At 64.1% G+C, this 21,531-nt stretch carries 22 protein-coding genes, 1 tRNA gene and 1 riboswitch; of the genes, 12 read left to right on the top strand and 11 right to left on the bottom strand.

Going from position 1 to position 21,531, the window contains the following annotated elements:
• Window positions 1-68 precede the first annotated feature (68 nt).
• From BG60_RS11300 to rsmA, 3 genes are read left to right on the top strand one after another with little or no spacing between them, the layout of a single operon-like run.
• The gene (locus BG60_RS11300) at window positions 69-1,412 is read left to right on the top strand and encodes a peptidylprolyl isomerase (RefSeq protein ID WP_008342825.1); all 1,344 of its coding nucleotides are present in this window, start codon (window positions 69-71) and stop codon (window positions 1,410-1,412) included.
• A 4-nt stretch (window positions 1,413-1,416) separates the two neighbouring features.
• Window positions 1,417-2,388 (top strand): 4-hydroxythreonine-4-phosphate dehydrogenase PdxA, encoded by a 972-nt coding sequence (gene pdxA / locus BG60_RS11305; RefSeq protein ID WP_034471509.1) that lies wholly within the window; start codon window positions 1,417-1,419, stop codon window positions 2,386-2,388.
• A 27-nt stretch (window positions 2,389-2,415) separates the two neighbouring features.
• On the top strand, window positions 2,416-3,231 hold the full coding sequence (rsmA, locus tag BG60_RS11310) for a 16S rRNA (adenine(1518)-N(6)/adenine(1519)-N(6))-dimethyltransferase RsmA (protein ID WP_008342822.1): 816 nt from the start codon (window positions 2,416-2,418) through the stop codon (window positions 3,229-3,231).
• Here rsmA and BG60_RS11315 read toward each other — a convergent pair.
• Window positions 3,228-3,467, bottom strand: a complete 240-nt coding sequence (locus BG60_RS11315) for a hypothetical protein (RefSeq protein ID WP_034471511.1) — start codon at window positions 3,465-3,467, stop codon at window positions 3,228-3,230. The genes rsmA and BG60_RS11315 overlap by 4 nt on opposite strands.
• Before the next feature lie 150 nt (window positions 3,468-3,617).
• Here BG60_RS11315 and BG60_RS11320 point away from each other — a divergent pair, with 150 nt between their 5' ends.
• Both BG60_RS11320 and BG60_RS11325 read left to right on the top strand, forming a co-directional pair.
• Window positions 3,618-4,874 carry a metallophosphoesterase family protein gene (locus BG60_RS11320; RefSeq protein ID WP_034471513.1) on the top strand — a complete coding sequence of 419 codons (1,257 nt, stop codon included), beginning with the start codon at window positions 3,618-3,620 and terminating at the stop codon, window positions 4,872-4,874.
• Between the two features lie 3 nt (window positions 4,875-4,877).
• Complete coding sequence (locus BG60_RS11325; RefSeq protein ID WP_034471516.1) at window positions 4,878-8,327, top strand: ATP-binding protein; 3,450 nt, start codon at window positions 4,878-4,880, stop codon at window positions 8,325-8,327.
• 4 nt (window positions 8,328-8,331) lie between these two features.
• Here the strand turns inward: BG60_RS11325 and BG60_RS11330 are convergent, their stop codons facing one another.
• Window positions 8,332-9,396 (bottom strand): helix-turn-helix transcriptional regulator, encoded by a 1,065-nt coding sequence (locus tag BG60_RS11330; protein ID WP_008342813.1) that lies wholly within the window; start codon window positions 9,394-9,396, stop codon window positions 8,332-8,334.
• A 176-nt stretch (window positions 9,397-9,572) separates the two neighbouring features.
• On the opposite strand from BG60_RS11330, the gene BG60_RS11335 reads away from it, so the two are divergent.
• Window positions 9,573-10,166, top strand: a complete 594-nt coding sequence (locus tag BG60_RS11335) for a hypothetical protein (RefSeq protein WP_152563198.1) — start codon at window positions 9,573-9,575, stop codon at window positions 10,164-10,166.
• A gap of 65 nt (window positions 10,167-10,231) precedes the next feature.
• Here BG60_RS11335 and BG60_RS11340 read toward each other — a convergent pair.
• The 9 genes from BG60_RS11340 to ydfG all read right to left on the bottom strand — a co-directional run bounded on the left by BG60_RS11340 (window position 10,232) and on the right by ydfG (window position 16,961).
• Window positions 10,232-10,307: transfer RNA gene (locus BG60_RS11340), tRNA-Lys, on the bottom strand.
• A 149-nt stretch (window positions 10,308-10,456) separates the two neighbouring features.
• The gene (gene ybgF / locus BG60_RS11345; RefSeq protein WP_008342809.1) at window positions 10,457-11,206 is read right to left on the bottom strand and encodes a tol-pal system protein YbgF; all 750 of its coding nucleotides are present in this window, start codon (window positions 11,204-11,206) and stop codon (window positions 10,457-10,459) included.
• A 36-nt stretch (window positions 11,207-11,242) separates the two neighbouring features.
• Window positions 11,243-11,749, bottom strand: a complete 507-nt coding sequence (gene pal, locus BG60_RS11350; protein WP_008342807.1) for a peptidoglycan-associated lipoprotein Pal — start codon at window positions 11,747-11,749, stop codon at window positions 11,243-11,245.
• 55 nt (window positions 11,750-11,804) lie between these two features.
• Window positions 11,805-13,097: a Tol-Pal system beta propeller repeat protein TolB gene (gene tolB, locus BG60_RS11355; RefSeq protein ID WP_008342805.1), complete on the bottom strand. Its 1,293-nt coding sequence runs from the start codon at window positions 13,095-13,097 to the stop codon at window positions 11,805-11,807.
• Between the two features lie 126 nt (window positions 13,098-13,223).
• Window positions 13,224-14,327: a cell envelope integrity protein TolA gene (tolA, locus tag BG60_RS11360; RefSeq protein WP_034471522.1), complete on the bottom strand. Its 1,104-nt coding sequence runs from the start codon at window positions 14,325-14,327 to the stop codon at window positions 13,224-13,226.
• Window positions 14,324-14,767: a protein TolR gene (gene tolR / locus BG60_RS11365; protein ID WP_034471524.1), complete on the bottom strand. Its 444-nt coding sequence runs from the start codon at window positions 14,765-14,767 to the stop codon at window positions 14,324-14,326. The genes tolA and tolR overlap by 4 nt, the downstream gene beginning before the upstream one ends.
• A 15-nt stretch (window positions 14,768-14,782) precedes the next feature.
• Window positions 14,783-15,460 carry a protein TolQ gene (tolQ, locus tag BG60_RS11370; protein WP_008342801.1) on the bottom strand — a complete coding sequence of 226 codons (678 nt, stop codon included), beginning with the start codon at window positions 15,458-15,460 and terminating at the stop codon, window positions 14,783-14,785.
• A 165-nt stretch (window positions 15,461-15,625) separates the two neighbouring features.
• Window positions 15,626-16,087 (bottom strand): tol-pal system-associated acyl-CoA thioesterase, encoded by a 462-nt coding sequence (gene ybgC, locus BG60_RS11375; RefSeq protein ID WP_034471526.1) that lies wholly within the window; start codon window positions 16,085-16,087, stop codon window positions 15,626-15,628.
• A 127-nt stretch (window positions 16,088-16,214) separates the two neighbouring features.
• Window positions 16,215-16,961 carry a bifunctional NADP-dependent 3-hydroxy acid dehydrogenase/3-hydroxypropionate dehydrogenase YdfG gene (gene ydfG, locus BG60_RS11380; RefSeq protein ID WP_034471528.1) on the bottom strand — a complete coding sequence of 249 codons (747 nt, stop codon included), beginning with the start codon at window positions 16,959-16,961 and terminating at the stop codon, window positions 16,215-16,217.
• A gap of 206 nt (window positions 16,962-17,167) precedes the next feature.
• A riboswitch (ZMP/ZTP riboswitch) is annotated at window positions 17,168-17,266 on the top strand.
• Between the two features lie 166 nt (window positions 17,267-17,432).
• Between ydfG and glyA the strand changes: the two genes are divergently transcribed.
• The 6 genes from glyA to BG60_RS11410 all read left to right on the top strand — a co-directional run bounded on the left by glyA (window position 17,433) and on the right by BG60_RS11410 (window position 21,530).
• The gene (gene glyA / locus BG60_RS11385; RefSeq protein ID WP_034471530.1) at window positions 17,433-18,680 is read left to right on the top strand and encodes a serine hydroxymethyltransferase; all 1,248 of its coding nucleotides are present in this window, start codon (window positions 17,433-17,435) and stop codon (window positions 18,678-18,680) included.
• 18 nt (window positions 18,681-18,698) lie between these two features.
• Window positions 18,699-19,181 (top strand): transcriptional regulator NrdR, encoded by a 483-nt coding sequence (gene nrdR / locus BG60_RS11390; RefSeq protein WP_008342795.1) that lies wholly within the window; start codon window positions 18,699-18,701, stop codon window positions 19,179-19,181.
• A 159-nt stretch (window positions 19,182-19,340) separates the two neighbouring features.
• Window positions 19,341-19,889 carry a GspH/FimT family pseudopilin gene (locus tag BG60_RS11395; protein WP_034471533.1) on the top strand — a complete coding sequence of 183 codons (549 nt, stop codon included), beginning with the start codon at window positions 19,341-19,343 and terminating at the stop codon, window positions 19,887-19,889.
• Window positions 19,886-20,269 carry a type IV pilus modification PilV family protein gene (locus tag BG60_RS11400; RefSeq protein WP_051996481.1) on the top strand — a complete coding sequence of 128 codons (384 nt, stop codon included), beginning with the start codon at window positions 19,886-19,888 and terminating at the stop codon, window positions 20,267-20,269. The genes BG60_RS11395 and BG60_RS11400 overlap by 4 nt, the downstream gene beginning before the upstream one ends.
• The gene (locus BG60_RS11405; protein WP_034471536.1) at window positions 20,266-21,054 is read left to right on the top strand and encodes a PilW family protein; all 789 of its coding nucleotides are present in this window, start codon (window positions 20,266-20,268) and stop codon (window positions 21,052-21,054) included. Before BG60_RS11400 ends, BG60_RS11405 begins: the two co-directional genes overlap by 4 nt.
• Complete coding sequence (locus BG60_RS11410) at window positions 21,051-21,530, top strand: pilus assembly PilX family protein (protein WP_034471539.1); 480 nt, start codon at window positions 21,051-21,053, stop codon at window positions 21,528-21,530. The genes BG60_RS11405 and BG60_RS11410 overlap by 4 nt, the downstream gene beginning before the upstream one ends.
• Window position 21,531 lies beyond the last annotated feature (1 nt).

Here is a 21,531-nt window from a genome sequence, read left to right on the forward strand (position 1 = left end):
CAGGACACACAAGCAGGACACGAACGGTGAAGTCCGTATTTGATGGAGTATCTGTGGCAAACGTGAATATGTTTCGATCGACGGCAATCGCAGCGGGCGTGCTCGTCGGCGCGCTGATCCTGAGTTCGCCGGCCGGTGCGCAGGCGTTGTCGAATCGCAATGTGCAGGTCGCGGATTCCGTCGTCGCGGTGGTGAACGACGGCGTCATTACGCAGCGCGAGCTGGAAGAGCGCACCGCCCTCATCGTCAAGCGTCTCCAGCAGCAAAACGCGCCGGTGCCGCCTGCCGATCAGATGCAGCGGCAAGTGCTCGATCAGATGGTGATCGAGCGCATTCAGCTCCAGAAGGCGAAGGAAGACGGCATTGTCATCGACGACGCCACCGTGAACCGCACGCTCGCGCGTCTCGCGCAGCAAAACCAGATGACGCTCGACGTCTACCGCTCGCGCATCGAGGCGCAGGGCGTGCCCTGGTCCACGTTCATGCGCGACGCGCGCACGGAGCTCACGCTCTCAAAGCTGCGCGAAAAGGAAGTGGATAGCAAGATCACCGTGTCCGACGGCGAAGTGGCGAACTACATCGCCAGCCAGCGCGGTCCGGGCGCGCGCAACGCGAGCGATCTGCGTTTGCAGCACATCATGTTCAAGCTGCCGTCGGACGCGCCGGAAAGCGAAGTCGCGAAGGTTCAGGCGCAGGCCGAAGCCGTGCTCAAGCAGGCGCAAGCCGGCGACGATTTCGCCAAGCTCGCAAAGCAGAATTCGCAGGACACGGACGCCGGCAAGGGCGGCGATCTCGGTTTTCGCGCGCCCGGCTCGCTGCCGGCGGGCATCGTGACCGCAGTGTCGACGCTGCGTCCGGGCCAGGTCGTGCCGACGCTGCTGCGCACCGACGGCGGCTTCGAAATCATCAAGCTGGTGGATCGCCGCGCGAGCCAGGGCACCGCCGGCGATGCGCCGAAACTCGTGCAGACGCACGTGCGCCACATCCTGCTGCGCGTGTCGGACGGTATGTCGGAACAGGCCGCGCGCCAGCGGCTGCTCGACATCAAGCAGCAGGTCGCGAACGGCGGCGATTTCGCCAACTTCGCGCGTACGTATTCGCAGGACGGTTCGGCGTCGCAAGGCGGCGATCTTGGCTGGATCAGCCCGGGCGAGACCGTGCCGGAATTCGAGCGCGCGATGAACAACCTGCAGGACGGCGCGGTCAGCGATCCGGTGCGCAGCGAGTACGGCTATCACCTGATTCAGGTGCTCGCTCGCCGGGATGCGGAAGGATCGGCGTCGCAGCAACTCGACATCGCGCGTCAGGCGATCGGCCAGCGCAAGGCCGAGCAGGCGTATTCCGACTGGCTGCGCGAACTGCGCGACACCGCGTACGTGCAGTACAAGGGCGTCGCTGCCCAAGCGCAGTAACAGCATGAATGCCGATGCCCGACCGCTCGCCATCGCCATTACGACCGGCGAGCCAGCCGGCGTCGGCCCGGAACTGACGGCGGCGGCGCTAAGAGAGGCGCGCGAGCGCTGGCCATCGGCGCGCTTCACGGTGCTCGGCGATCGCGATCTGCTCACGTCCCGCGCGGGCGGCGCATGGCCCGACTCGGTCGACATCGAACACCACGCGCTCGCCGTTCCCGCCGAAGCGGGCAAACTGAATGCGGCGAACGGGCGCTACGTGCTCGGTCTGCTCGATGCCGCCATCGACGGCGCGGTCTCCGGCCGCTTCGACGCCATCGTCACCGCGCCGCTGCAAAAGAGCACCATCAACGATGCCGGCGTGCCCTTCACCGGCCACACCGAATACCTCGCCGAGCGCACGCATACGCCGCGCGTCGTGATGATGCTCGCGGGTTCCAGCGAACGTCCGTTGCGCGTCGCGCTCGCGACCACGCATCTGCCGCTGAAGGACGTGTCGGCGGCGCTCAGCATCGACGGTCTCGTCGAAACGCTAACCATCATCGATCACGATCTGCGCGCGCATTTCGGCTTGCCCGCGCCGCTCATCCTCGTCACCGGGCTCAATCCGCACGCGGGCGAAAACGGCTATCTGGGCCGCGAGGAAATCGACGTCATCACGCCTGCGCTCGAACGCGCCCGCGCGCTCGGCATCGATGCGCCCGGTCCGTATCCCGCCGATACGCTGTTCCAGCCGCGCTATCTGAAAGACGCCGATTGCGTGCTCGCGATGTTCCACGACCAGGGCTTGCCGGTGCTGAAGTACGCGACCTTCGGCGAAGGCATCAACGTGACGCTCGGCTTGCCGATCATCCGCACGTCGGTGGATCACGGCACCGCGCTCGATCTCGCCGGCACGGGCCGCGCCGATCCGGGCAGCATGATCGCCGCCATCGATGCCGCCGTTACGATGGCGCGCCACAAGCGCAGCGCCTGAACTCGCGCGCAATCAATTCGAATCAGTATGTCGACCAAACACCAAGGCCATTTCGCGCGCAAGCGCTTCGGGCAAAACTTTCTCGTCGATCAGGGCGTGATCGATTCCATCGTCGATGTGATCGCGCCGAAGCGCGGCGAGCGCATGGTCGAAATCGGGCCGGGCCTCGCGGCGCTCACCGAGCCTCTGATCGAGCGGCTTGCCACGCCCGAGTCGCCGCTGCACGCCGTCGAACTGGATCGCGATCTGATCGGCCGTCTGGAAAAGCGTTTCGGCGACAGGCTCGTCGTGCATTCCGCCGATGCGCTCGACTTCGATTTCGCTTCGCTCGCGCTCGAAAGTGAGAAGCCGACGCTGCGCATCGTCGGCAATCTGCCGTACAACATTTCGAGTCCGCTGCTGTTCCATTTGACGACGTTCGCGCACAAGGTCATCGACCAGCATTTCATGCTGCAGGACGAGGTGGTCGAACGCATGATCGCCGAACCCGCGAGCAAGGACTACGGGCGTCTTTCGGTGATGCTGCAATACCGCTACGTGATGGACAAGCTGATCGACGTGCCGCCCGAATCGTTCAATCCGCCGCCGAAGGTGAATTCCGCGATCGTGCGGATGATTCCGCTCGCGCCGCACGAGTTGCCCGAAGTCGACGAAACCGTGCTGAGCGACGTCGTCAAAGCCGCGTTCGCGCAGCGCCGCAAGGTATTGCGCAACAACCTGAGCGCGTACCGCGACGCGATCGATTTCGACGCGCTCGGCTTCGATCTCACGCGCCGCGCCGAGGAAGTGCCGGTCGCGGAATTCGTCGCGCTGGCACAAGCCGTTCAGCGCTCGAAGGGCTAAACACGGCCCGCATCCGACAGCAGTTTCATCAGCCGTTCCAGCCGCACGCGCTGCTCGTGAAGCAGGCCACGCGTTGCGCTCACCTGCTGCACGCGAGTACGCCAATAGGTCTGGCCGAACAGCGAATTCGCGCTTTCCGCCGACAGCACGCGTTCCAGATGCCCGATTGCGGCATCGACGTTTCCCGGCGTGTAAGGGCTCGTGATCGTGGCGTCTCGTTCGAGTGTTGCGTTCATCGTCTGGTCCTTGTTTCGCGTTGAATCCGGACGAGTGATTCTGCGAGCGGGGCGGGACATATCGCGTCCCGAAGACGCATCGTCGATCGGGACACGATGTGTCTTGACCGGCTGCTATGATCGTCGGTCCCATTGAAAGGAGCGAGCGCCATGCGCTTCATACACGCGGCGGACATCCATCTCGACAGCCCGTTGCACGGCCTCTCCGCCTACGCGGACGCGCCCGCGGACATGCTGCGCAACGCCACGCGCGAGGCCTTCTCGAAGCTCGTGTCGGTGGCTGTCGACGAGCAAGTCGACTTCATGGTGATCGCCGGCGATCTATACGACGGCACTTGGCGCGATCACAACACGGGCATCTTCTTTTGCCGTGAAATGGGGCGGCTGCGTCGCGCGGGCATTCCGGTGTACGTGCTCTTCGGCAATCACGACGCCGAAAGCGAAATGACGAGCCAGCTTCAGTTGCCCGACAACGTCCACACCTTCTCGACGCGAAAGCCGCAGACCTTTCTCATCGAGGATCTGAAGGTCGCGCTTCACGGCCACAGCTTCAAGGAAAAAGCGGTCACGACGAATCTCGTCACCGCGTATCCGGCGCCGGTCGCGGGATATTTCAATATCGGCGTGCTGCATACCGCGCTCGAAGGCGGATCGATGCACGCGAGCTACGCGCCGTGCTCCGTCGCCGAACTGCACGCGAAGGAATATCACTACTGGGCGCTCGGCCATGTGCACGATTACGCGATCTGGCAGGACGCGTCGACCATCGTGTTTCCGGGCAATCTGCAAGGACGCAATATCCGCGAGACGGGACGGCGCGGCGCGGTCATCGTCAATGTTTCGGACGCGGAAGAGGTGAGCGTCGAGCGGCTTTTCATCGACGTGCTGCGTTGGGAAGCCGTGACGGTCGACGCATCGCAGGCGGGTACGCTCGATGAAGTCGCGCTCGCGGTCGGACGTGCGCTCGAAGCGCTCGTCGAATCGTCCGCGGCGCCCGTGCCGCACGCCGTGCGCGTGACGATCGCCGGCGCGACCGCGGCGCACGGCGAACTCTTCGGGCTGGAAGCGCAACTGCGCGCGGAAGTGCTCGCGCAGATCGCCGCGATCAGCCACGACCGGCTCTGGCTCGAAAAAGTGAGGATCGCGACGGAGCCGCTCGCGCACAGCGAGCCCGCCACCGGCCGCACCGATGCGCTCGCCGATCTTCACGGTCTTCTCATCGAAGCGGAATCCGACCCAGAGTTTCTGAGCATGTTGAAGGAAAGGCTGATCGCACTGGCGTCGCAGGCGCCGAGCGAGTTGCAGAAGTCCGTGCCGGAGCTCGAGCGCGTGCGCAATGGCGAAATCGCTAAGCTCGTCGCCGAAGTGCGCTCGGGGCTGATCGCGCAATTATCGGACGCGGAGTAAGGCATGCGTATCGGCAAGCTCGAACTCATCCGCTACGGCAAATTCACCGATCACACGGTGGAGTTTCCGGCGGCGGAACACGATTTTCACTTTGTCGTCGGTCCGAACGAGGCGGGCAAATCCACCATCAAGAACGCGATTTCCGAGCTGCTCTTCGGCATGCCGCATAGCTCGCCGCTTGCGTTCGTGCATCCGCAAAGCGATCTGCGGCTCGGGGCGTCGATCGAAACGGGCGGCGACGCGTTCGCGTTCCATCGCACGAAGAGCCGCAAGTCGTCGCTTTGCACGCCGAACGGCGATGCGCTGCCCGCCGACGCGCTGGCGACGTTTCTGGGCGCATCCGATAAAGGCTTCTTCGAGCAGATGTACTGCCTGAATCACGAGGCGCTGCGGCGCGGCGGCGAAGCCATTCTCGATGCATCGAGCGATGTCGGGCAGGTGCTGTTTCAGTCGGCGGCGGGCATCGCGAGTCTCGGCGACGTGCGCCAACGTCTCGCTGACGAGGCCGATCGACTGTGGGCGAAGCGCAAGTCGGGCGATCGCGCGTATTACATCGGCCTGAAGCAATACGACGAAGCCACCGCCGAGCTGAAGACGGCGAGCGTGAGAACGGCGCAGTGGCGTCGCGCGCACGGCGCCGTGGAAGAGGCGGAGGAGAAGCGTCGCGATGAAGACGCGCGCCGCACGGAGCTCGAAACGCAGCGCGCCAAGCTGGAGCGCGTGAGGCGCGTGGCGCCGTACTTGAACGTGTGGCGTGAGAAGGCCGCGGAATTGCGCGAACTGGGCGATGCCGTCGATCTGCCCGCGAACGCCGAGGCGACGCTGCAAAACGCGCTGAAGCGGCTCGCGGCGGCGCAAAGCGCGCTCGACGTCCACACAAAAGCCGCCGCGCAGTTGCAAGCCGATCTCGACGCGATCGTGATCGACGACGCGGTCCTCGCCGCGCAAGCGCGCATTCGCGCGCTCGACGCCACGCGACAGCGCTGTGCCGATCACGCGAACGAAATCGCGCGGCTCGAACAGGAAGTCGCGCTGCGGCTGCGCCAGATTGCGCAGGACGGCGCGCAGCTCGGCTGGCCGCTCGACGAAGCGGGCGTGCGCGGCGCGATGCCCGGCGCGCTCGCGCTTCAGACCGTCACGAGCCTGATGCTCGAACGCGGCGAACTCGAACTCGCCGCGCGCAATGCGGAGCAAGCCGCCGACGCATGCGCCGCGCAGATCGTCACGCTGCAAACGAAGCTCGCGGCGATCGCGAACGGCGATGTGTCGCCGGGTCTGCGCGCTGCATTGCGTGCCGCGCAGAAGTATCGCGATGCGAGCGCGACGCAGCAGCGCCTCGAAGATGCGAAGCGCGACGCGCAGCAGTTGCTCGAAGCGGGCATGGCGTCGCTCGGGCGATGGTCGCGTCCGATCGGCGAACTCAAGTCGATGACGCTGCCGGCGGCGGAGCGCATCGCCGCATTGCGCGCGCAGCGGCAGGATCTGTCGTCGCGGCTGACGCTCGCGGCCGATCGTGCGAAGGAAGCGCAGGACGCGCTGCACGCCGTGCGATCGGAACTCGACAGTCTGGTCGAGACGCACGATGTCGTGACGGGCGATCAGGTTCGGGACGCGCGTACGTCGCGCGATGCAGCGTGGCGCGCGATCCGGTCCGGCGACGTCGCGCTCGATCGAGGCGCTTCCGGTTTCGAAACGGCGATGCACGCGGCGGATGGTCTCGCCGATCGTCAGTTGGGTTCCGTGAATCACGCGACGCAACTCGCGGCCTTGAAGCGGCGCGTCGCGAACGAAGAATCGACGCTCGCGCGACGCGAGCAAAGCGTGCGCGAAGCAGAATCGGCGCTGACATCGTTCGACGAATCGTGGCGCGCGCTCGCCGCGCAGTCGCAGATCGCGGACATGTCGCTCGACGATGCGCCGTCGTGGATCGCATCGCGTGACAAGGCGCTGGCCGCGTCGCAGACGCTCGATATGCGCGCCGAAGAACTCGCGCGCGAAGCCGCCGATTCCCGCGCGCGCCGCGACGAACTCGCGCGGCATCTGGACGACGCGGACGCACGCGCCGATCTCGACGCGCTCTGCGATCTGGCCGAGGCGAAGATCGCGGCCATCGACGAAGCCGCGGTCACGCGCCGCAACGTATCCGCGCAACTCGACGAAGCGCAAGCCGAGCGCATCGCGCGGGAAGGCGCGGCGAAAGCGGCGCGCGAAGCGTTCGAACGCTGGCAATGCGAGTGGTCGGCGGCGATCGCGAAAGCGGGACTCGCGAACGCAGCGGATTCGCAGGCGGCGGCGGAAGCGGCCATCGACATGGTGAAGAAGATCGGCGCGCAACTGACGCACATCGAAACCGTACGCAACGGCCAGATCGACGCGATGCGCGCGGCGCTCACAGCGCTCGACGCCGAGGCATCGCACCTTGCGCGCGAACTCGACGAATCGCTCGCGGCGCTCGGCGCGAACGCGACTGCGACGGCGTTGTCGGCGCGTCTCGATCTCGCTTGCGCCGCGCATGGCGAGCGTGAGCGTTTGAAGAAGGAGCACGCGTCGGCGAGCGAGCACGTGCGTCGCGCTCACGCCGATGTCGAGGAAGCGAAGGCGACGCTGCGTCCGCTCTACGATCTGGCGGGTGTCGATACGCCGGACGTGCTTCAGGCACGCATCGCGCAATCGCAGAAGAAGCGCGAACTGGCCGCCGCCGTCGACGACGCGCGCGCCGCGCTCATCAAGGGCGGCGATGGCCTGACGCTCGACGAACTCATCGCGGAAGTGGAGGGCGCGGACATGTCGAACGTGCAGGCGGAGCTCTCGCGCATCGGCGCGGCGCTGTCGGAATCGGTGAGAATCGCGAGCGAAACGGCGACGGCACTCGACGCCGCGCGCCGCGAACTCAATGCCATTTCAGGCGAAGCGAACGCCGCGCGCGCCGAAGCGAAGCGCCAGGAAGCGCTCGCCACGATGTCCGATGCCGCCGAGCGCTTCGTCAAGGTCGAAACGGCGTCGACGCTGCTCAAGTGGGCGATCGACCGTTATCGCGAGCGCCGTCAGGGACCGATGCTGTCGCGCGCAAGCACGATTTTTTCGGCGCTCACGCTCGACACGTTCTCGCGGCTCGTCGTCGATTACGATCGTCAGCCGATGGCGCTGTCCGCGATTCGCGCGAGCGGCGAGCATGTGGATATCGCCGGCATGAGCGAGGGCACGCGCGATCAGCTGTATCTCGCGCTGCGGCTCGCGGCGCTGGAAGAGCATGGCGAGAAGGCGTCGGCGTTGCCGTTCGTCGCCGACGATCTCTTCATCAACTTCGACGATGGCCGCGCGCGCGCCGGCTTGCGCGTGCTCGCGCAGATCGCGAAACGCACGCAGGTGATCTTTCTGAGCCACCACGATCATCTCGTCGATATCGTGCGCGAGGTGTTCGGGCCGCAGGTGAACGTGCGTTATATGGGTTGATGCGTCAGCTCGTCCGATAGCGCTTCGCCAGCTTGGCGAAATCCTCGGCGAACTCGTCACGCAACGCTTGCGGCGCGAGAATCTCGACCCCCGCGCCGAGCGCGCGCAGCCACCAGCGCAGCTTGAGACTTGGCGTGACGGTGCCGGTGACTTTCATGCGGCCGTCGGGCAACGTGTCGATTTTCTGATCCTTCGACATCGGCGATTCGCGCAACTGATTGCCCGCGTTGCCTTCGAACGCAAGTTCGAGCAGCACCGGCGGCTCGGGCAGAAAGTCGAAGACCTGCTGCGTTTCGATGTATTTGCGCAGCTTGAAATCGTCCGGATACGTGAAAGATTCGCCCGACTCGGAAACCGAGCGAATCCGGTCCAGCCGATACAGCGCGCGCGTCCATTCCGTTTCGCCTTTCTCCGGACGCGGCGCGCGACTCGGATCTTGCGCGACCATATACATCACGCCCGCGGATTCGACCAGCGCGAGCGGCCACAGCTTTTTCGTGCGCGGTTCGTCGCTGCGTTCGCCCCGATATGCCGCGCGATACTGCACGAGCAGTTCGCGCTCGAAGAACGTAGCGGTCGCGACCGTCTGAAAGATTTCCGGACGCAGCTTCGGCCGAATCAGCGTGAAAGCGCCATCGACGGAATCGATCTTGTCCGCCCACGCGCGATAGATGCGGCTGTCCGCCGTTTCCTGCGACAGCCGCGATTCGGCGGCCTTGAACAGCGGATCGATGTCGCGCGTGACGGCATTCGGCAGCTTGTTGCCCGCAAAGCGCTGGAGGATGTGAAACGCCACCGCCTCCGATGCGCTCATCAAACCGCTCATGCCTTCCTGCAAGCCGTGCAGCCACGGCTTGCGCTGCCAGAGCAGCTCGCGGCCGTTGAGCATGGATACGACGCGCGCATCGGCTTCGAGCGCCGTCAGATGACGCTGCACCTTCTTCGTATAGCCGACGCGATGACCGCGCTCTTCGAGACGTCTGCGGACTTCGGGCGTCGATAGCCACGCGGTCGCGTCGCGCTCGGTAGGGAGCACGCGGAGGATGGCTTCGTCGAGGCTGGAGGTCATGATGCGCAGGCGAGGAAAGGTTGCTCCTGATTATAGAAACTATCGAGACAAATCGTGTCTTGATCGGACGGGGCGGCCATCAGGCTTTCGGATTTTTCGGGTGACGGTCTTCGACATAAGCGGAAAGAATAGCGGCGCCGGGGGATGAGGGCCCAGCATGTCGAGGAGCGAAAACAATGAGTAGAAGGGAACAGGCCAACGAGGAATTTCTCGCGGGTCTCAAGAACCGGACATCGCGCGCGATCCAGCAATATTTCTTTTCGCACGGGGTCTGCGTGGGGCGTTCGGACGTCCGCAAAGCGATGGCGCTTCCCGAGCATGAACAGACCTTCGCGTCGTTGGCGCCATCCTTCGCGCAAGTCAACGAATCGATCAGCTTGCTGACGGACATCGGTTCCTTGTCGCTTCCGTCGAAAGAGAAGACGATGCGCGCGGTGTATGAAATCGAAGGGCGGTTGCGGGAGCGCGGCGGTTGCGTCGAAGGACTGGAACGGGCGCTCGCGCGAATCGAGATGGCGCGCAATTCGATACGCGCCGAGCCGAAGCTCTGGCCCTACACGTTCTGGGGCGTGTTGTGCCTGCTCGCGGCGTACTTCGTCTGGCCGAGTGCGTTGGTCGGCGTGATGCTGCTGGGCGCCGGGTTCAACAGACATTCGAGCTACAAGAAGCGCAAGGCCGAAGCGGACCGTGCGTTGAGTGAAGCGAACGATATGTTCGAGGCCGTCGCCGCGCTCGAGCTCACGCCGCGGCTAAGGCTGCTGGAACAGTGATGCGAAGGACCGAACGGCCAAAGCAAAAAGCCCAGTCGCAATGACTGGGCTTTTTACCTGATACTTGGTAGGCCGTACGGGATTCGAACCTGTGACCAACGGATTAAAAGTCCGCTGCTCTACCAGCTGAGCTAACGACCCGAAAGAGGCAAAATTATAAACTTCGATTCGCGAATCTGTCAACCCGCTCGGTTGAAGAATCATCAAATCATCGAAAGAAAAACGCCCGCGGCTCCATTGCCCGCGGGCATTCTCCTCGAGAGGCGCGAAACTCCGAACTTCGGCTTCGCTTACTTCACTTGCGACATCTTGCTCTGCGCGGTCTGCGCGACTTCCGTGCCGGCGTACTGCGAGATGATCTGCTGAAGCGTCTGCTTCGCAGCCGCTTTCTGACCTTGCTCGATCTGGTTGTTCGCGATTGCGAGCAACGCCTCGGGCGCTCGCGGATGCGTCGGATAACTCTTCACCAGGTCCTGCCAGATCGCAGTCGATCCCTTGTAGTCGCGCTGCGCATAGAGCGCATTGCCGAGCCAATACCGCGCCGTCGGCTGATACGGGCTCTGCGGGTACTTCGCCACGAACGCCTTGAACGACGCCGCGGCATTCTTGTAGTCACCGTTACGGAACTGAGTCGACGCTGCGTTGAACGCTTCCGTCTCGCCCGGCTGCACCGAACCCGTCACGCCATCGATCGTCTCTTGCTGCGGCTCGAATTTCTTCAAGCGCGAATCGAGATCGGCGTAATAGTCCTTCTGCTGCTTCTGCAGCGTGGCGACCTGGTTGGCCAGATCCTCGTTCTGGCCACGAACCGTCGCGACCTGCTGATTGAGCTGGTCGATACGATTCTGCTGATCGAGGATCGTGCGCTGCGCGGCCTGCAACTGACTGGACAGGCTGTCAGTCTTCGTGCGCAGATCGAGCACGGCTTTACGCGCTTCGTTGTCGTCGAAGACGCCGGCGTGCGCGGGCGCACTCAACATCGTCGAACCGACTACACACGCGGCTGCGGCCGCGCGCAGCAAGGGAAAGCGATACAACATAGGGCGACTCACCCGTGACTGGTTACGTTAAGTAAATTACTGCTGGTACACGAGGTCCGCACGGCGGTTCTGTGCCCACGACGATTCGTCGTGACCCGTTGCAGTCGGCTTTTCCTTGCCGAGCGACACGGCTTCCATCTGCGAATCGGCGACGCCCATCAGCGACATTGCGCGACGCACGGCTTCCGCACGCTTCTGGCCGAGCGCGAGGTTGTACTCGCTCGTGCCGCGTTCGTCGGTGTTGCCTTGAATCAGGACGTGACGCTCCGGATGGCTCTTCAGGTACGACGAGTGTTGTTGCAGCAGCGGCTGATAGTCGTCCTTCACGGCATAGCTGTCGAAGTCGAAATAGATGCTGCGCTTGGCGAGCGGGCTGTTCGGATCGTTCAGTGGGTCGATGTTGACCTGCTTCACGTCCGTCGGGTTCGGCTGCGTGCCGACTGCACCCTTGTTCTGGCCTTCGTCGAGCTTCACGCCCGAGTGACACGCCGCCAATGCGCCGACCATCGCAACTGCCAGGCCGATACGAAGTTTCGACATCATGGTACCTCTCCTTGTGTTGTAGCTGAACGTTGTATGTGAAACGTTATTGCTGGACTTATTGCATGAACGGACCCCAGGACGGCTCGCGCACCACACCGCCCTGAACTGACAAGACTTGCCGCGTGCGACCGTCGGTCGAAACGGCTGCCAACACGCCACGTCCGTTCACTTGGGTGGCGTAGAGGATGTACTGACCATTCGCCGCGAAGCTCGGCGATTCGTCATGCGTCGTGTCGGTCAGCCCCGTCGCCGTGCCGGACGCGAGGTCCTGCAGATACAGCTTGAAGCCGCCGCCAGTGCGCGAAATGTACGCGAGTTGCTTGCCGTCCGGACTCACGCGCGGGCTGGTGTTGTACGCACCCGCAAACGTGACCCGCTGGGCCGCGCCGGCGCTTTCACCCGCCGCCGGCATCTTGTAGATCTGCGGTTGGCCGCCGCGATCGCTCGTGAAATAAATCCAGTTGCCATCAGGAGAGTAGAACGGCTCGGTGTCGATGGAACTGCCTTGTGTCAGACGGCGCAGGCCGGAGCCGTCTGCGTTGACTTCGAAAATCTGCGTGTTGCCCGTGCGCGAGAGCGCGACCGCGAGCTTGCGGCCATCAGGCGACCACGACGGGGCACTGTTGTTGCCCTTCTGATTCGACACGACTACGCGACGTCCCGTCGGCAGGTCGTGGATGTACACCACCGGCTTCTTTTTCTCGAACGACACGTATGCGACCTTCGTGCCGTCCGGCGACCACGCCGGCGAAATGATCGGTTCCGGGCTGGAGAGGGCGATCTTCGCGTCCTGACCGTCCGAATCCGAAATCTGCAATTGATAACGGCCGCCCGTCTGAATGACGTAGGACAGACGCGTTGCGAACACGCCGCGGCCGCCGAGCAGCTTCGCGTAGATGTAGTCGGCGATCTTGTGCGCGCTCATGCGCAGGCCGCTTTCGGCGCTGACGAGCGACAGGCCGCCCAGGTTCTGCTGCTTGACGGTGTCGTAGAGCCGGAAGCGCACTTCGTATTGGCCGTTCGGCAGCTTGTTCACGCTACCCGACACGAACGCGTCCGCGCCTTTTGCCTTCCACGCGCCGAGATCGACCGTATCGGATTCCGCGACCGGCGCGCTGCCGGCGTCGATATTCGTGAACTTGCCGCTGCGCTGCAGATCCTGGCGAATGATCGCGCTGACTTGCTGCGGCGAACTCGCTTCATTGGCGAAATTGGCCGTCGCGATCGGAAACTGGGTCGAACCGACGCCGGTCACGAGTACGTTCAACTGGGCGTGTGCAGCGGTGCCGGCTGCGATCAGGCAGGACGCGACCAGCGTTTTCAGGCCAAGCTTCGTCATCAAACTCATGCTGTATAGGTTCCAGATAAAAGCGTTTTCAAGTGTCCGCGGACTGCAGAACAGACCCGCGGTCGCACATTTCGTTCCCGCTGCTTAATGCGAGCTTTCAAGCGCGCTTCACTGCTGACTAGCGCGTTAACCGCCCGCCGGACGCAGCGTGATCGTGAAGCTCGAAGGCGCCTTGCCGTCGATATCCACCGGCATCGGATCCGAGCGCTGTACCGCGCGCAGTGCCGCCTGATCCCACTGCTCGTTGCCGCTCGAGCGCGTGATATTCGCCGACAGCAGCGTGCCCGACGGCGAGCAGCGTACCGACACGACCGTCTCGAGCCCGGCCGTTTCGCCGGCCCACACGATGTTCGGCCGCACGCGACGCTGCACCTTCTCGGCGTAGCCAGGCGAGGTCGCATTGCCGCCCGCGCCCTTGCCGGTGCCGCTCTTGGCCAGGCCTTCGCCGCTGCCCGCCGTGCCGCCGCCCAACTGCCCTTGCAGTTGCGAGAGACGCGCCTTGCGCTCGGCATCGAGCTTGGCTTTCGCTTCCGCGTCGGCCTTGGCTTTCGCTTGCGCCGCGGCCTTCGCTTTCGCGTCGGACTCAGCCTTGGCCTTGGCTTGCGCGTCGGCCTTCGCCTTGGCTTCCTGCTGTTCCTTCTCCTTCTCCTTCTGCTCCTTGAGCTGTTCCTGCTTCTGCGCTTCGGCTTGCTGCTGCTGACGCTGCTTGTCCTGCTGCGCCTTCTGTTGCTGCTTCTGCAGGTCGGCCTGACGCTGCTGCTCGATCTGCTTCTGCTTGTCCTGCATCGCCTTCTGCTGGGCGGCTTGCGCGGCGAGCTGCTGCTGACGCTTCGCTTCCGCTTCCTGCTTCGCCTCTTCCTGCTGACGGCGCTGCTCGGCGAGTTGCGCTTCGCGCGCGGCGGCTTCCTGCTGCTTGCGCTTCTTCTCCTGCAACGCGATGTCCGCGTCTTCGTCCTTCGCCGGCGGCGGCGCGGGCTGCACCTTCACCGGCGCGGGCGGCGGCGGGGCAGGGCGCGGCGTCGGCGCGGGCGTGTCCGGAATCTCGGTCCAGATTTCCGCTTCCGCGCCCGCCGGCGTGTTGTTCTGCCAGTTGATGCCGTGATACAGGAACCAGCCGAGCAGCAGATGCATCAACGCCGCGAGCGCGAACGCCTTACCCGTGCCGCGTTCACGCGGCGGGCGATTCGGTCGCGCGGACGATGCGCGTGTCGGCCTGTGCGAAAGGGTCATTGCGATTTGACGAGCAATCCGACGCGCTTCACGCCGCGCGCCTTCATATCGGACATCACGTTCATCACGACTTCGTACTTCACGGTCTTGTCCGCCGCGATCACGAGGGGCTGATCCGGATGTGATTCCTGACGGTTGAGCACGAAGCTGTTGAGATCGTTCATCGTCATCTTCTGCTCTTGCGTCGCGCCGCCTTCTTCCTTGTAGCGCACGTTCATGCTGCCGTCCGCCTTGATGTTGATGACGAGCGGCGGCTGCTGCTCCTGCGGCTGCGCATTGCCGACGGTCGGCAGATTGATGATCGAGGGCGAAACGAGCGGCGCCGTCACCATGAAGATGACGAGCAGCACGAGCATCACGTCGATGTATGGCACGACGTTGATGTCGGCCATCGCGCGGCGCGAGCCGCCGCGCATGCTGGAACGAATGGGGCCTGCCATCGCGGACTCCTTCTGTTAGTGCGCCTGACGCTGCAGGATGTTCGAGAACTCTTCGATGAAGGTCTCGAAGCGGATCGCCAGACGGTCGATGTCGTGCGCGTAGCGGTTGTACGCGACCACTGCGGGAATCGCGGCGAAGAGGCCGATCGCGGTCGCGACGAGCGCTTCGGCGATGCCGGGCGCCACGTTCGCGAGCGTCGCCTGCTGCACATTGGCGAGACCGCGGAACGAATTCATGATCCCCCACACCGTGCCGAAGAGACCGATATAAGGACTCACGGAACCGACCGACGCGAGGAACGCAAGGTTCGCTTCGAGCACGTCCATTTCCCGCTGGAAGGCGGCGCGCATCGCGCGGCGGGAACCGTCGAGAATCGCGCCCGGATCGGTGATCCGGCGCTCCTTGCCCTTCAGGAATTCACGCATGCCGGATTCGAAGATACGCTCGAGCGCGCCGATCGTGTGACGGTTGTTCGCCGCGCTTTGATACAGCGCCTGCAGGTCGCCGCCCGACCAGAAATCGCGCTCGAAGCGCTCGGTCTGCGCGCGCGCGCGGCGAATGGCAAACCACTTGCGGAAAATGAAGGTCCACGACAGGAGCGACAGCAGCAACAGCAGCGCCATCACGGCCTGCGCGAGCAGGCTCGCGTGAACGACGAGGGAAATGATCGACAGGTCTTGTGTATTGTTCATAAAGGTCTGCTGTTACGTCCCGAAAGGGGCGTCCGGTCAAAGCGTCATGCTTTCGTGAAATGGATGTGAATCAAACGAAAGCCGTGCCGTGGCCGGCTCATGCTCGTTAATGCTTCCTCTGTTCCCGATGCCCTGTTTCGCTTCGGTGTGCGATGAGTTCATCGTTCAGGCTCGGTCTTGATCTGCGCCGCGCGATGCCGCGGCGAGCGTCGCGTGCGGGCCGCGCTTCAATCCTTCGATCACCGCATCCGGAATGGCGGCCGGACGAATCGACGCGCGATCCACCGAGGCAACGCGAATGTCGCCGCTCGCGAGCAGCATGCCGTCGCGCCACGCTTCCTGATGAAAATCCACCGATGCACGGCCGAGGCGCTCGATGCGACTTACAACGCGAATGACGTCATCCAGGCGCGCCGGCGACGAATATTCGACAGCCGTGCGTCTCACGACGAACAGGATGTCGATCGAATCGGCGAGACGCTGCTGATCGATTCCGCACGCGCGCAGCCATTCGGTGCGCGCCCGTTCGAAGAACTTCAGGTAGTTCGCGTAGAAGACGATGCCGCCGGCGTCGGTGTCCTCGTAATACACCCGAATCGGCCACTCGAAAGTCAACGGATCACTCACCTTTGCGCCGCTCCGCTCGCGCAGAGGCTCATAAACACGATCTGGCTCGCATTTTGACAAATATTCATCGGCGGCATTTTACCGGAACCGGAAGCACCCCCGCCAAATCCTTAGGCAGATATCGGAATCAGCCGCGGTGAATTTGCAACGGTGCGAACGTCTGGGCGACCGGCATCATCTCGATCGCGTTGATGTTCACGTGTGCCGGGCGCGTGGCGATCCAGTAGATCGCGTCGGCGATGTCCTCGGGCGTGAGCGCCTGCACATCCTTATATACAGTCGCGGCTTTGCTGTCGTCGCCCTTGAAGCGCACGTTCGAAAACTCGGTGCCGCCGACGAGCCCCGGCTCGATGTCCGTCACGCGAAGGGCGGTGCCGGCGACGTCCGCGCGCAGGTTCAGACTGAACTGCCGCACGAACGCCTTCGTCGCGCCGTACACGTTGCCTCCGGCGTACGGATACGTGCCCGCCACCGATCCCATGTTGAACACATGTCCGCGATTGCGCTCGATCATGCCCGGCAAGATCGCGTGCGTGACCGTCACGAGACCCGTGCAGTTCGTGTCGATCATGTTCTTCCAGTCGTCGAGATTCGCGCGTTGCGCGGGTTCGAGGCCGAGCGCGAGTCCGGCGTTGTTCACCAGCACGTCGATCTGCGCGAACGCGTCGGGCAGGGCCGCGACGGCGTTGCGGACGGCGTTTTCGTCCCGTACGTCGAGTTCGACTGGCAGAAGCGCGTCGCCGAGTTCGTTCGACAGCGCGACCAGGCGCTCCTTGCGACGCGCGGCGGCGATCACACGATGGCCGCCTTTGACGAACGTGCGGGCGATGGCGGCGCCGAATCCGGCCGACGCGCCGGTGACAAAAACGATCATGAGCGGACTCCGAATGGACTGAGACGGGCAAAGCCGACGCGCGCAGGGCGACGCGTCCGGCAACGGCGCAAAGCGTACTTCCATTGATGCGGCGCGGCAAGCAACGGTGGGCGCGAACGATCGTGCTTTAAGCGTGGCTGCGCGCCCGTCCGATTGCCCTGTAAGCCGGTTGCCTAAAGCATGGCCGGCCATTACACTACAACGCTCAAACCCCGCGTGACTGGCGATAGAATCTTCGGATTCAAGGTGGAGCGACCCACCAGGAAGCGCGGAGCGTCGTTTTGCCGTTCGCCTGGGCAGCTGAGATCCGCACGCCGTCGCTGCGTTGCTGGTGGCTGTCCGTTCCGCGAAACCGGATTCTTCCTCTATCCGCCGCGCCTGGACTCCATCGGTTTCCAGCGTCTTTTGCGTCTGCTTCGAACGTGGCGCACGCGCGATCCGGTCAACCTGTTTTGATCTCACGGAAAACGTATGTTTGACAGAGCCGAAAGTACCCTCGCCAATGTCGATCCCGAATTGCTCAAGGCGATCGAGCAGGAAAACCGCCGCCAGGAAGATCACATCGAGCTGATCGCGTCGGAAAACTACACGAGCCCGGCCGTAATGGCCGCGCAGGGCTCGCAACTCACGAACAAATACGCCGAAGGCTATCCCGGCAAGCGCTATTACGGCGGTTGCGAATATGTGGACATCGTCGAGCAGCTCGCGATCGACCGCGTGAAGCAACTCTTCGGCGCCGAAGCCGCGAACGTGCAGCCGAACTCCGGCTCGCAGGCGAATCAGGGCGTGTTTTTCGCCGTGCTCAAGCCGGGCGACACGATCATGGGCATGAGCCTTGCCGAAGGCGGTCACCTCACGCACGGCTCGCCGGTCAACATGTCGGGCAAGTGGTTCAACGTCGTGAGCTACGGCCTGAACGAAGCCGAGGACATCGACTACGACAAGACCGAAGCGCTCGCCAAGGAACACAAGCCGAAGCTGATCGTCGCGGGCGCGTCGGCGTTTGCGCTGAAGATCGATTTCGAGCGCCTTTCGAAGATCGCGAAGAGCGTCGGCGCGTACTTCATGGTCGACATGGCGCACTACGCCGGTCTCGTCGCGGCTGGCGTGTATCCGAATCCGGTGCCGCACGCGGACTTCGTCACGACGACCACGCACAAGAGCCTGCGCGGCCCGCGCGGCGGCGTCATTCTGATGAAGGCCGAGTTCGAGAAGCAGATCAACTCGGCCATTTTCCCGGGCATTCAGGGCGGTCCGCTGATGCACGTGATCGCCGCGAAGGCCGTCGCGTTCAAGGAAGCGCTGTCGCCGGAATTCAAGGCGTATCAGCAAGCCGTGGTCGATAACGCGCGCGTCCTGGCCGAAACGCTCGTGAAGCGCGGTCTGCGTATCGTCTCGGGCCACACCGAAAGCCATGTGATGCTCGTCGATCTGCGCGCGAAGAAGATCACCGGCAAGGCAGCGGAAGCCGCGCTCGGCGCCGCGCACATCACGGTCAACAAGAACGCCATTCCGAACGATCCGGAAAAGCCGTTCGTCACGAGCGGCGTGCGCCTCGGCTCGCCCGCGATGACCACGCGCGGCTTCGGCACGAAGGAAGCGGAGATCGTGGGCAACCTGATCGCCGACGTGCTCGACAATCCGGAAGACCAGGCGAACCTCGAGCGCGTGCGCGCGCAAGTGGCCGATCTGACCAAGCGTTTCCCGGTCTACCGTTAATTCGCGAGCACACCGCCGATGCGCTGCCCATTTTGCCGACACGAAGATACCCAGGTCGTGGATTCTCGCGTGTCGGAGGATGGCGCGGCCATTCGGCGGCGGCGGCGCTGTCCCGCGTGCGACAAGCGTTTCACCACGTATGAACGCGTCGAACTGGCGCTGCCGAGCGTCGTCAAGAAAGACGGCAGCCGCACCGAGTTCGATCGACGCAAGATCGTCGCGAGCATGCAGCTTGCGCTGCGAAAGCGCCCGGTCGCCGCCGATGCGATCGATGCCGCCGCGTCGCGCATCGAGTATCAGTTGCTCGGCAGCGGCGAGCGCGAAGTGCAGAGCGAGCGTCTCGGCGAGCTCGTCATGAACGAGCTGCGACAACTCGATACCATCGCTTACGTGCGTTTCGCCTCCGTCTACAAGCGTTTCGAAGACGTCTCCGAATTCGAAGACGTGCTCGATGAATTCCGGCGCACCGCTCCGAAGAAGTCGAGTTCGCGCAAGCGCTGATCTTTTCCGCATCGTTTCCTTCCTAAGCCTCGTTTTCTGACATTCGCTCGCGCAGTCTGCCCGGTATCGGAGAACGCGAACACTCGGCCATTCGGCTAATGGCGGCGCGCCTGACTTATCGCTAGATTGAGCTTTTCGGCTCGATTCGATCGATAAGGCATGCAGACGATTCCCGCATCAAATCAAGGTTTCACGCTCGTCGAACTATGCGTGGTGCTCGCCGTCATGGCGATCCTCGCGACGTTCGCCGCGCCTTCGTTCGTCGCGTGGCAGGCGCGCGATCAAGTCGATGCACGGGCGCGCGCGCTCTTTTCCACGCTGTCGCTTGCGCGCGCCGAAGCCGTGCGGCGCGGTGCACGCGTCACGCTTTGCAGGATCGATGCGTCTCGTCATTGCCTCGCATCGGGCCGAAGCTGCGAAAGCGGTGTCACCGACTGGTCGTGCGGATGGGGCTTGTTCGCCGAGCGCGACGGTGTTTCGACGCTTTTGCGCATGCAGCCGGCGATGACATCGGTTTCCATCGCCGGGACATCGACCGAGCTTTCGTTCACGCCGCCTTCGGGGCAGGTGATCGGCGGATTCCGCAGCTTCGAATTCGGTCCGCGCGGCGCCGATTCCGCCGCGAATCCGTCGTCACGTCGATGCATACGGCTCGCGGCAGGCGGCCGGGCGCGCATGACTTCAGGCGGCTGCGGAGCATCGGCATGAAAGACGTTCAACGTGGAGATTCGCTGATCGAAGTGATGATCGCGCTTACGCTGATGGCCGTGACCGCGCTCGGACTCATCGCGACGCAAAGCGCGCTCGCGCGCGGCGAACGCGCGGCGTTGCTGCACGAACGGGCCGCGATGATCGCAGATTCCGTCGCGGAAGGCATTCGCAGCGATGCGGACCGCGCGGCGATCGTGTCGCAATGGCAGGGGAGAGCGGCGTCGATGCTGCCTGCGGGCGACGTGGCAATATCCGATCGCGCCGATGGCGTGCGCATCGCGACCGTGAGCTGGCGCGCGCAAGACCGCTCCGAGCCGTGCCCCGAACCGCAGGCTAAGCCGCTCACGTCGTGCATCGCCGTGGCGTTTGCGCGATGACTCCGCGCTTGCTCTCATCGCGCGGCCATACGCTGCTGGAAATGACGATTGCGCTCGCGCTCGGCATGCTGATCGTGACCGCTTCGCTGTCGCTCTATCGCGAGCAGCGCGCCGCTTTCGACCGCGCCGCCGATGCCGCGCGCATTCACGACGCCGCGTCCAGCGCTTTGGAAATGCTCGCCCAGCAGATCCAGATGGCCGGATTCGCATCGAGCGTGGAATCGCCGGTCGATGCGTGGATGTTTGGTTGCGCGCAAGGCCGCGTGATTGGAGCGGATACAACCGCATCGTGCGAATCGCTCGCAAGCCATTCGGACGGCCTGCAGGTTCGCTATTCAGCCGACGCCGTCTCGACCTGGCCGTCGACCGCGGGCGCGCCGACCGATTGCCTCGGCCAGGCGGTCTCCGACGCCATCGTCACGAACCGGTTCTACGCGAAGCCGAGCAGTTCCACCGGAGAGCCCGAGTTGTACTGCGAAGGCGGCGGCAGACAGGCGCAGCCGATCGTCGAAGGCATCGAGCGAATGCGGGTGATGTATTGGCTCGCGGGGGCGCCGTCCGCATCGGATGCTTCGGCTATCGCGCGCGAACGCTGGCGCGATGTCCATGCTGCGGACGTATGCATCGTCGTGCGCGGTTTCATCGCACAGGCCAAGCGGAAAGCGAACTATGTGGATTGCAACGGCTTGCCCGTAACCGTCGAGGACGGCCGCGTTCGCCAGGTCTTCTGGCGGCGCGTCGCGATACGGAATTCGGTGGCGTCGCCGTCCGGAGGCGCGCAATGAAGCGACGTTCGCTGACACGCGCAAGCACGTTGCCGATCGTGCTGATCCTCGCCGCGATGATGTTGATCACGGCTGCCGCATGGCTGCAAACGTCGCTCGTAGCGGCGCGCGCGACCGTCGCGACGCGCGAGCGCGTCCACGCGTTTCATGCCGCGGACAGCGCGTTGATCCGATGCAGCCGAATGCTTTCCCTCGCGTTGCCAACGCCGAGTTCGAAGGACGAGCCGTCGCGATGGCGCGCGAAATCCTCGTTCGACGGACCGTCCGCTGCCGCGATCGCGCCGTTCGCTTCGTGGCCGTACGCGCGCCGCGCGCCGCAATGCCTGATCGAATCGCGGGCCAACGCGTCGTATTTGATTACCGCGCGGGGCTTCGGCGCGAATGCCGATTCCGAGGCTTGGCTGCAACTTAGGATCGATATCGCCGATGGCGTGAGCACCCAATATTGGCGGCGCGTCGTCGCCAGGCCGTTTTGAG

Source organism: Caballeronia zhejiangensis (genome assembly GCF_000698575.1).
GTDB lineage: Bacteria > Pseudomonadota > Gammaproteobacteria > Burkholderiales > Burkholderiaceae > Caballeronia > Caballeronia zhejiangensis.

Coding starts and splice junctions, on each gene's coding strand:
- tolB (WP_008342805.1), bottom strand. CDS start 13,097: ATGAGTTTGATGACGAAGCTTGGCCTGAAAACGCTGGTCGCGTCCTGC.
- ydfG (WP_034471528.1), bottom strand. CDS start 16,961: ATGATCGTTTTTGTCACCGGCGCGTCGGCCGGATTCGGCGCCGCCATC.
- tolQ (WP_008342801.1), bottom strand. CDS start 15,460: ATGAACAATACACAAGACCTGTCGATCATTTCCCTCGTCGTTCACGCG.
- BG60_RS11395 (WP_034471533.1), top strand. CDS start 19,341: ATGCAGACGATTCCCGCATCAAATCAAGGTTTCACGCTCGTCGAACTA.
- BG60_RS11320 (WP_034471513.1), top strand. CDS start 3,618: ATGCGCTTCATACACGCGGCGGACATCCATCTCGACAGCCCGTTGCAC.
- rsmA (WP_008342822.1), top strand. CDS start 2,416: ATGTCGACCAAACACCAAGGCCATTTCGCGCGCAAGCGCTTCGGGCAA.
- BG60_RS11405 (WP_034471536.1), top strand. CDS start 20,266: ATGACTCCGCGCTTGCTCTCATCGCGCGGCCATACGCTGCTGGAAATG.
- tolA (WP_034471522.1), bottom strand. CDS start 14,327: ATGACCCTTTCGCACAGGCCGACACGCGCATCGTCCGCGCGACCGAAT.
- pal (WP_008342807.1), bottom strand. CDS start 11,749: ATGATGTCGAAACTTCGTATCGGCCTGGCAGTTGCGATGGTCGGCGCA.
- tolR (WP_034471524.1), bottom strand. CDS start 14,767: ATGGCAGGCCCCATTCGTTCCAGCATGCGCGGCGGCTCGCGCCGCGCG.
- ybgF (WP_008342809.1), bottom strand. CDS start 11,206: ATGTTGTATCGCTTTCCCTTGCTGCGCGCGGCCGCAGCCGCGTGTGTA.
- pdxA (WP_034471509.1), top strand. CDS start 1,417: ATGAATGCCGATGCCCGACCGCTCGCCATCGCCATTACGACCGGCGAG.
- BG60_RS11410 (WP_034471539.1), top strand. CDS start 21,051: ATGAAGCGACGTTCGCTGACACGCGCAAGCACGTTGCCGATCGTGCTG.
- BG60_RS11300 (WP_008342825.1), top strand. CDS start 69: ATGTTTCGATCGACGGCAATCGCAGCGGGCGTGCTCGTCGGCGCGCTG.
- BG60_RS11330 (WP_008342813.1), bottom strand. CDS start 9,396: ATGACCTCCAGCCTCGACGAAGCCATCCTCCGCGTGCTCCCTACCGAG.
- BG60_RS11315 (WP_034471511.1), bottom strand. CDS start 3,467: ATGAACGCAACACTCGAACGAGACGCCACGATCACGAGCCCTTACACG.
- nrdR (WP_008342795.1), top strand. CDS start 18,699: ATGCGCTGCCCATTTTGCCGACACGAAGATACCCAGGTCGTGGATTCT.
- BG60_RS11325 (WP_034471516.1), top strand. CDS start 4,878: ATGCGTATCGGCAAGCTCGAACTCATCCGCTACGGCAAATTCACCGAT.
- glyA (WP_034471530.1), top strand. CDS start 17,433: ATGTTTGACAGAGCCGAAAGTACCCTCGCCAATGTCGATCCCGAATTG.
- BG60_RS11335 (WP_152563198.1), top strand. CDS start 9,573: ATGAGTAGAAGGGAACAGGCCAACGAGGAATTTCTCGCGGGTCTCAAG.
- BG60_RS11400 (WP_051996481.1), top strand. CDS start 19,886: ATGAAAGACGTTCAACGTGGAGATTCGCTGATCGAAGTGATGATCGCG.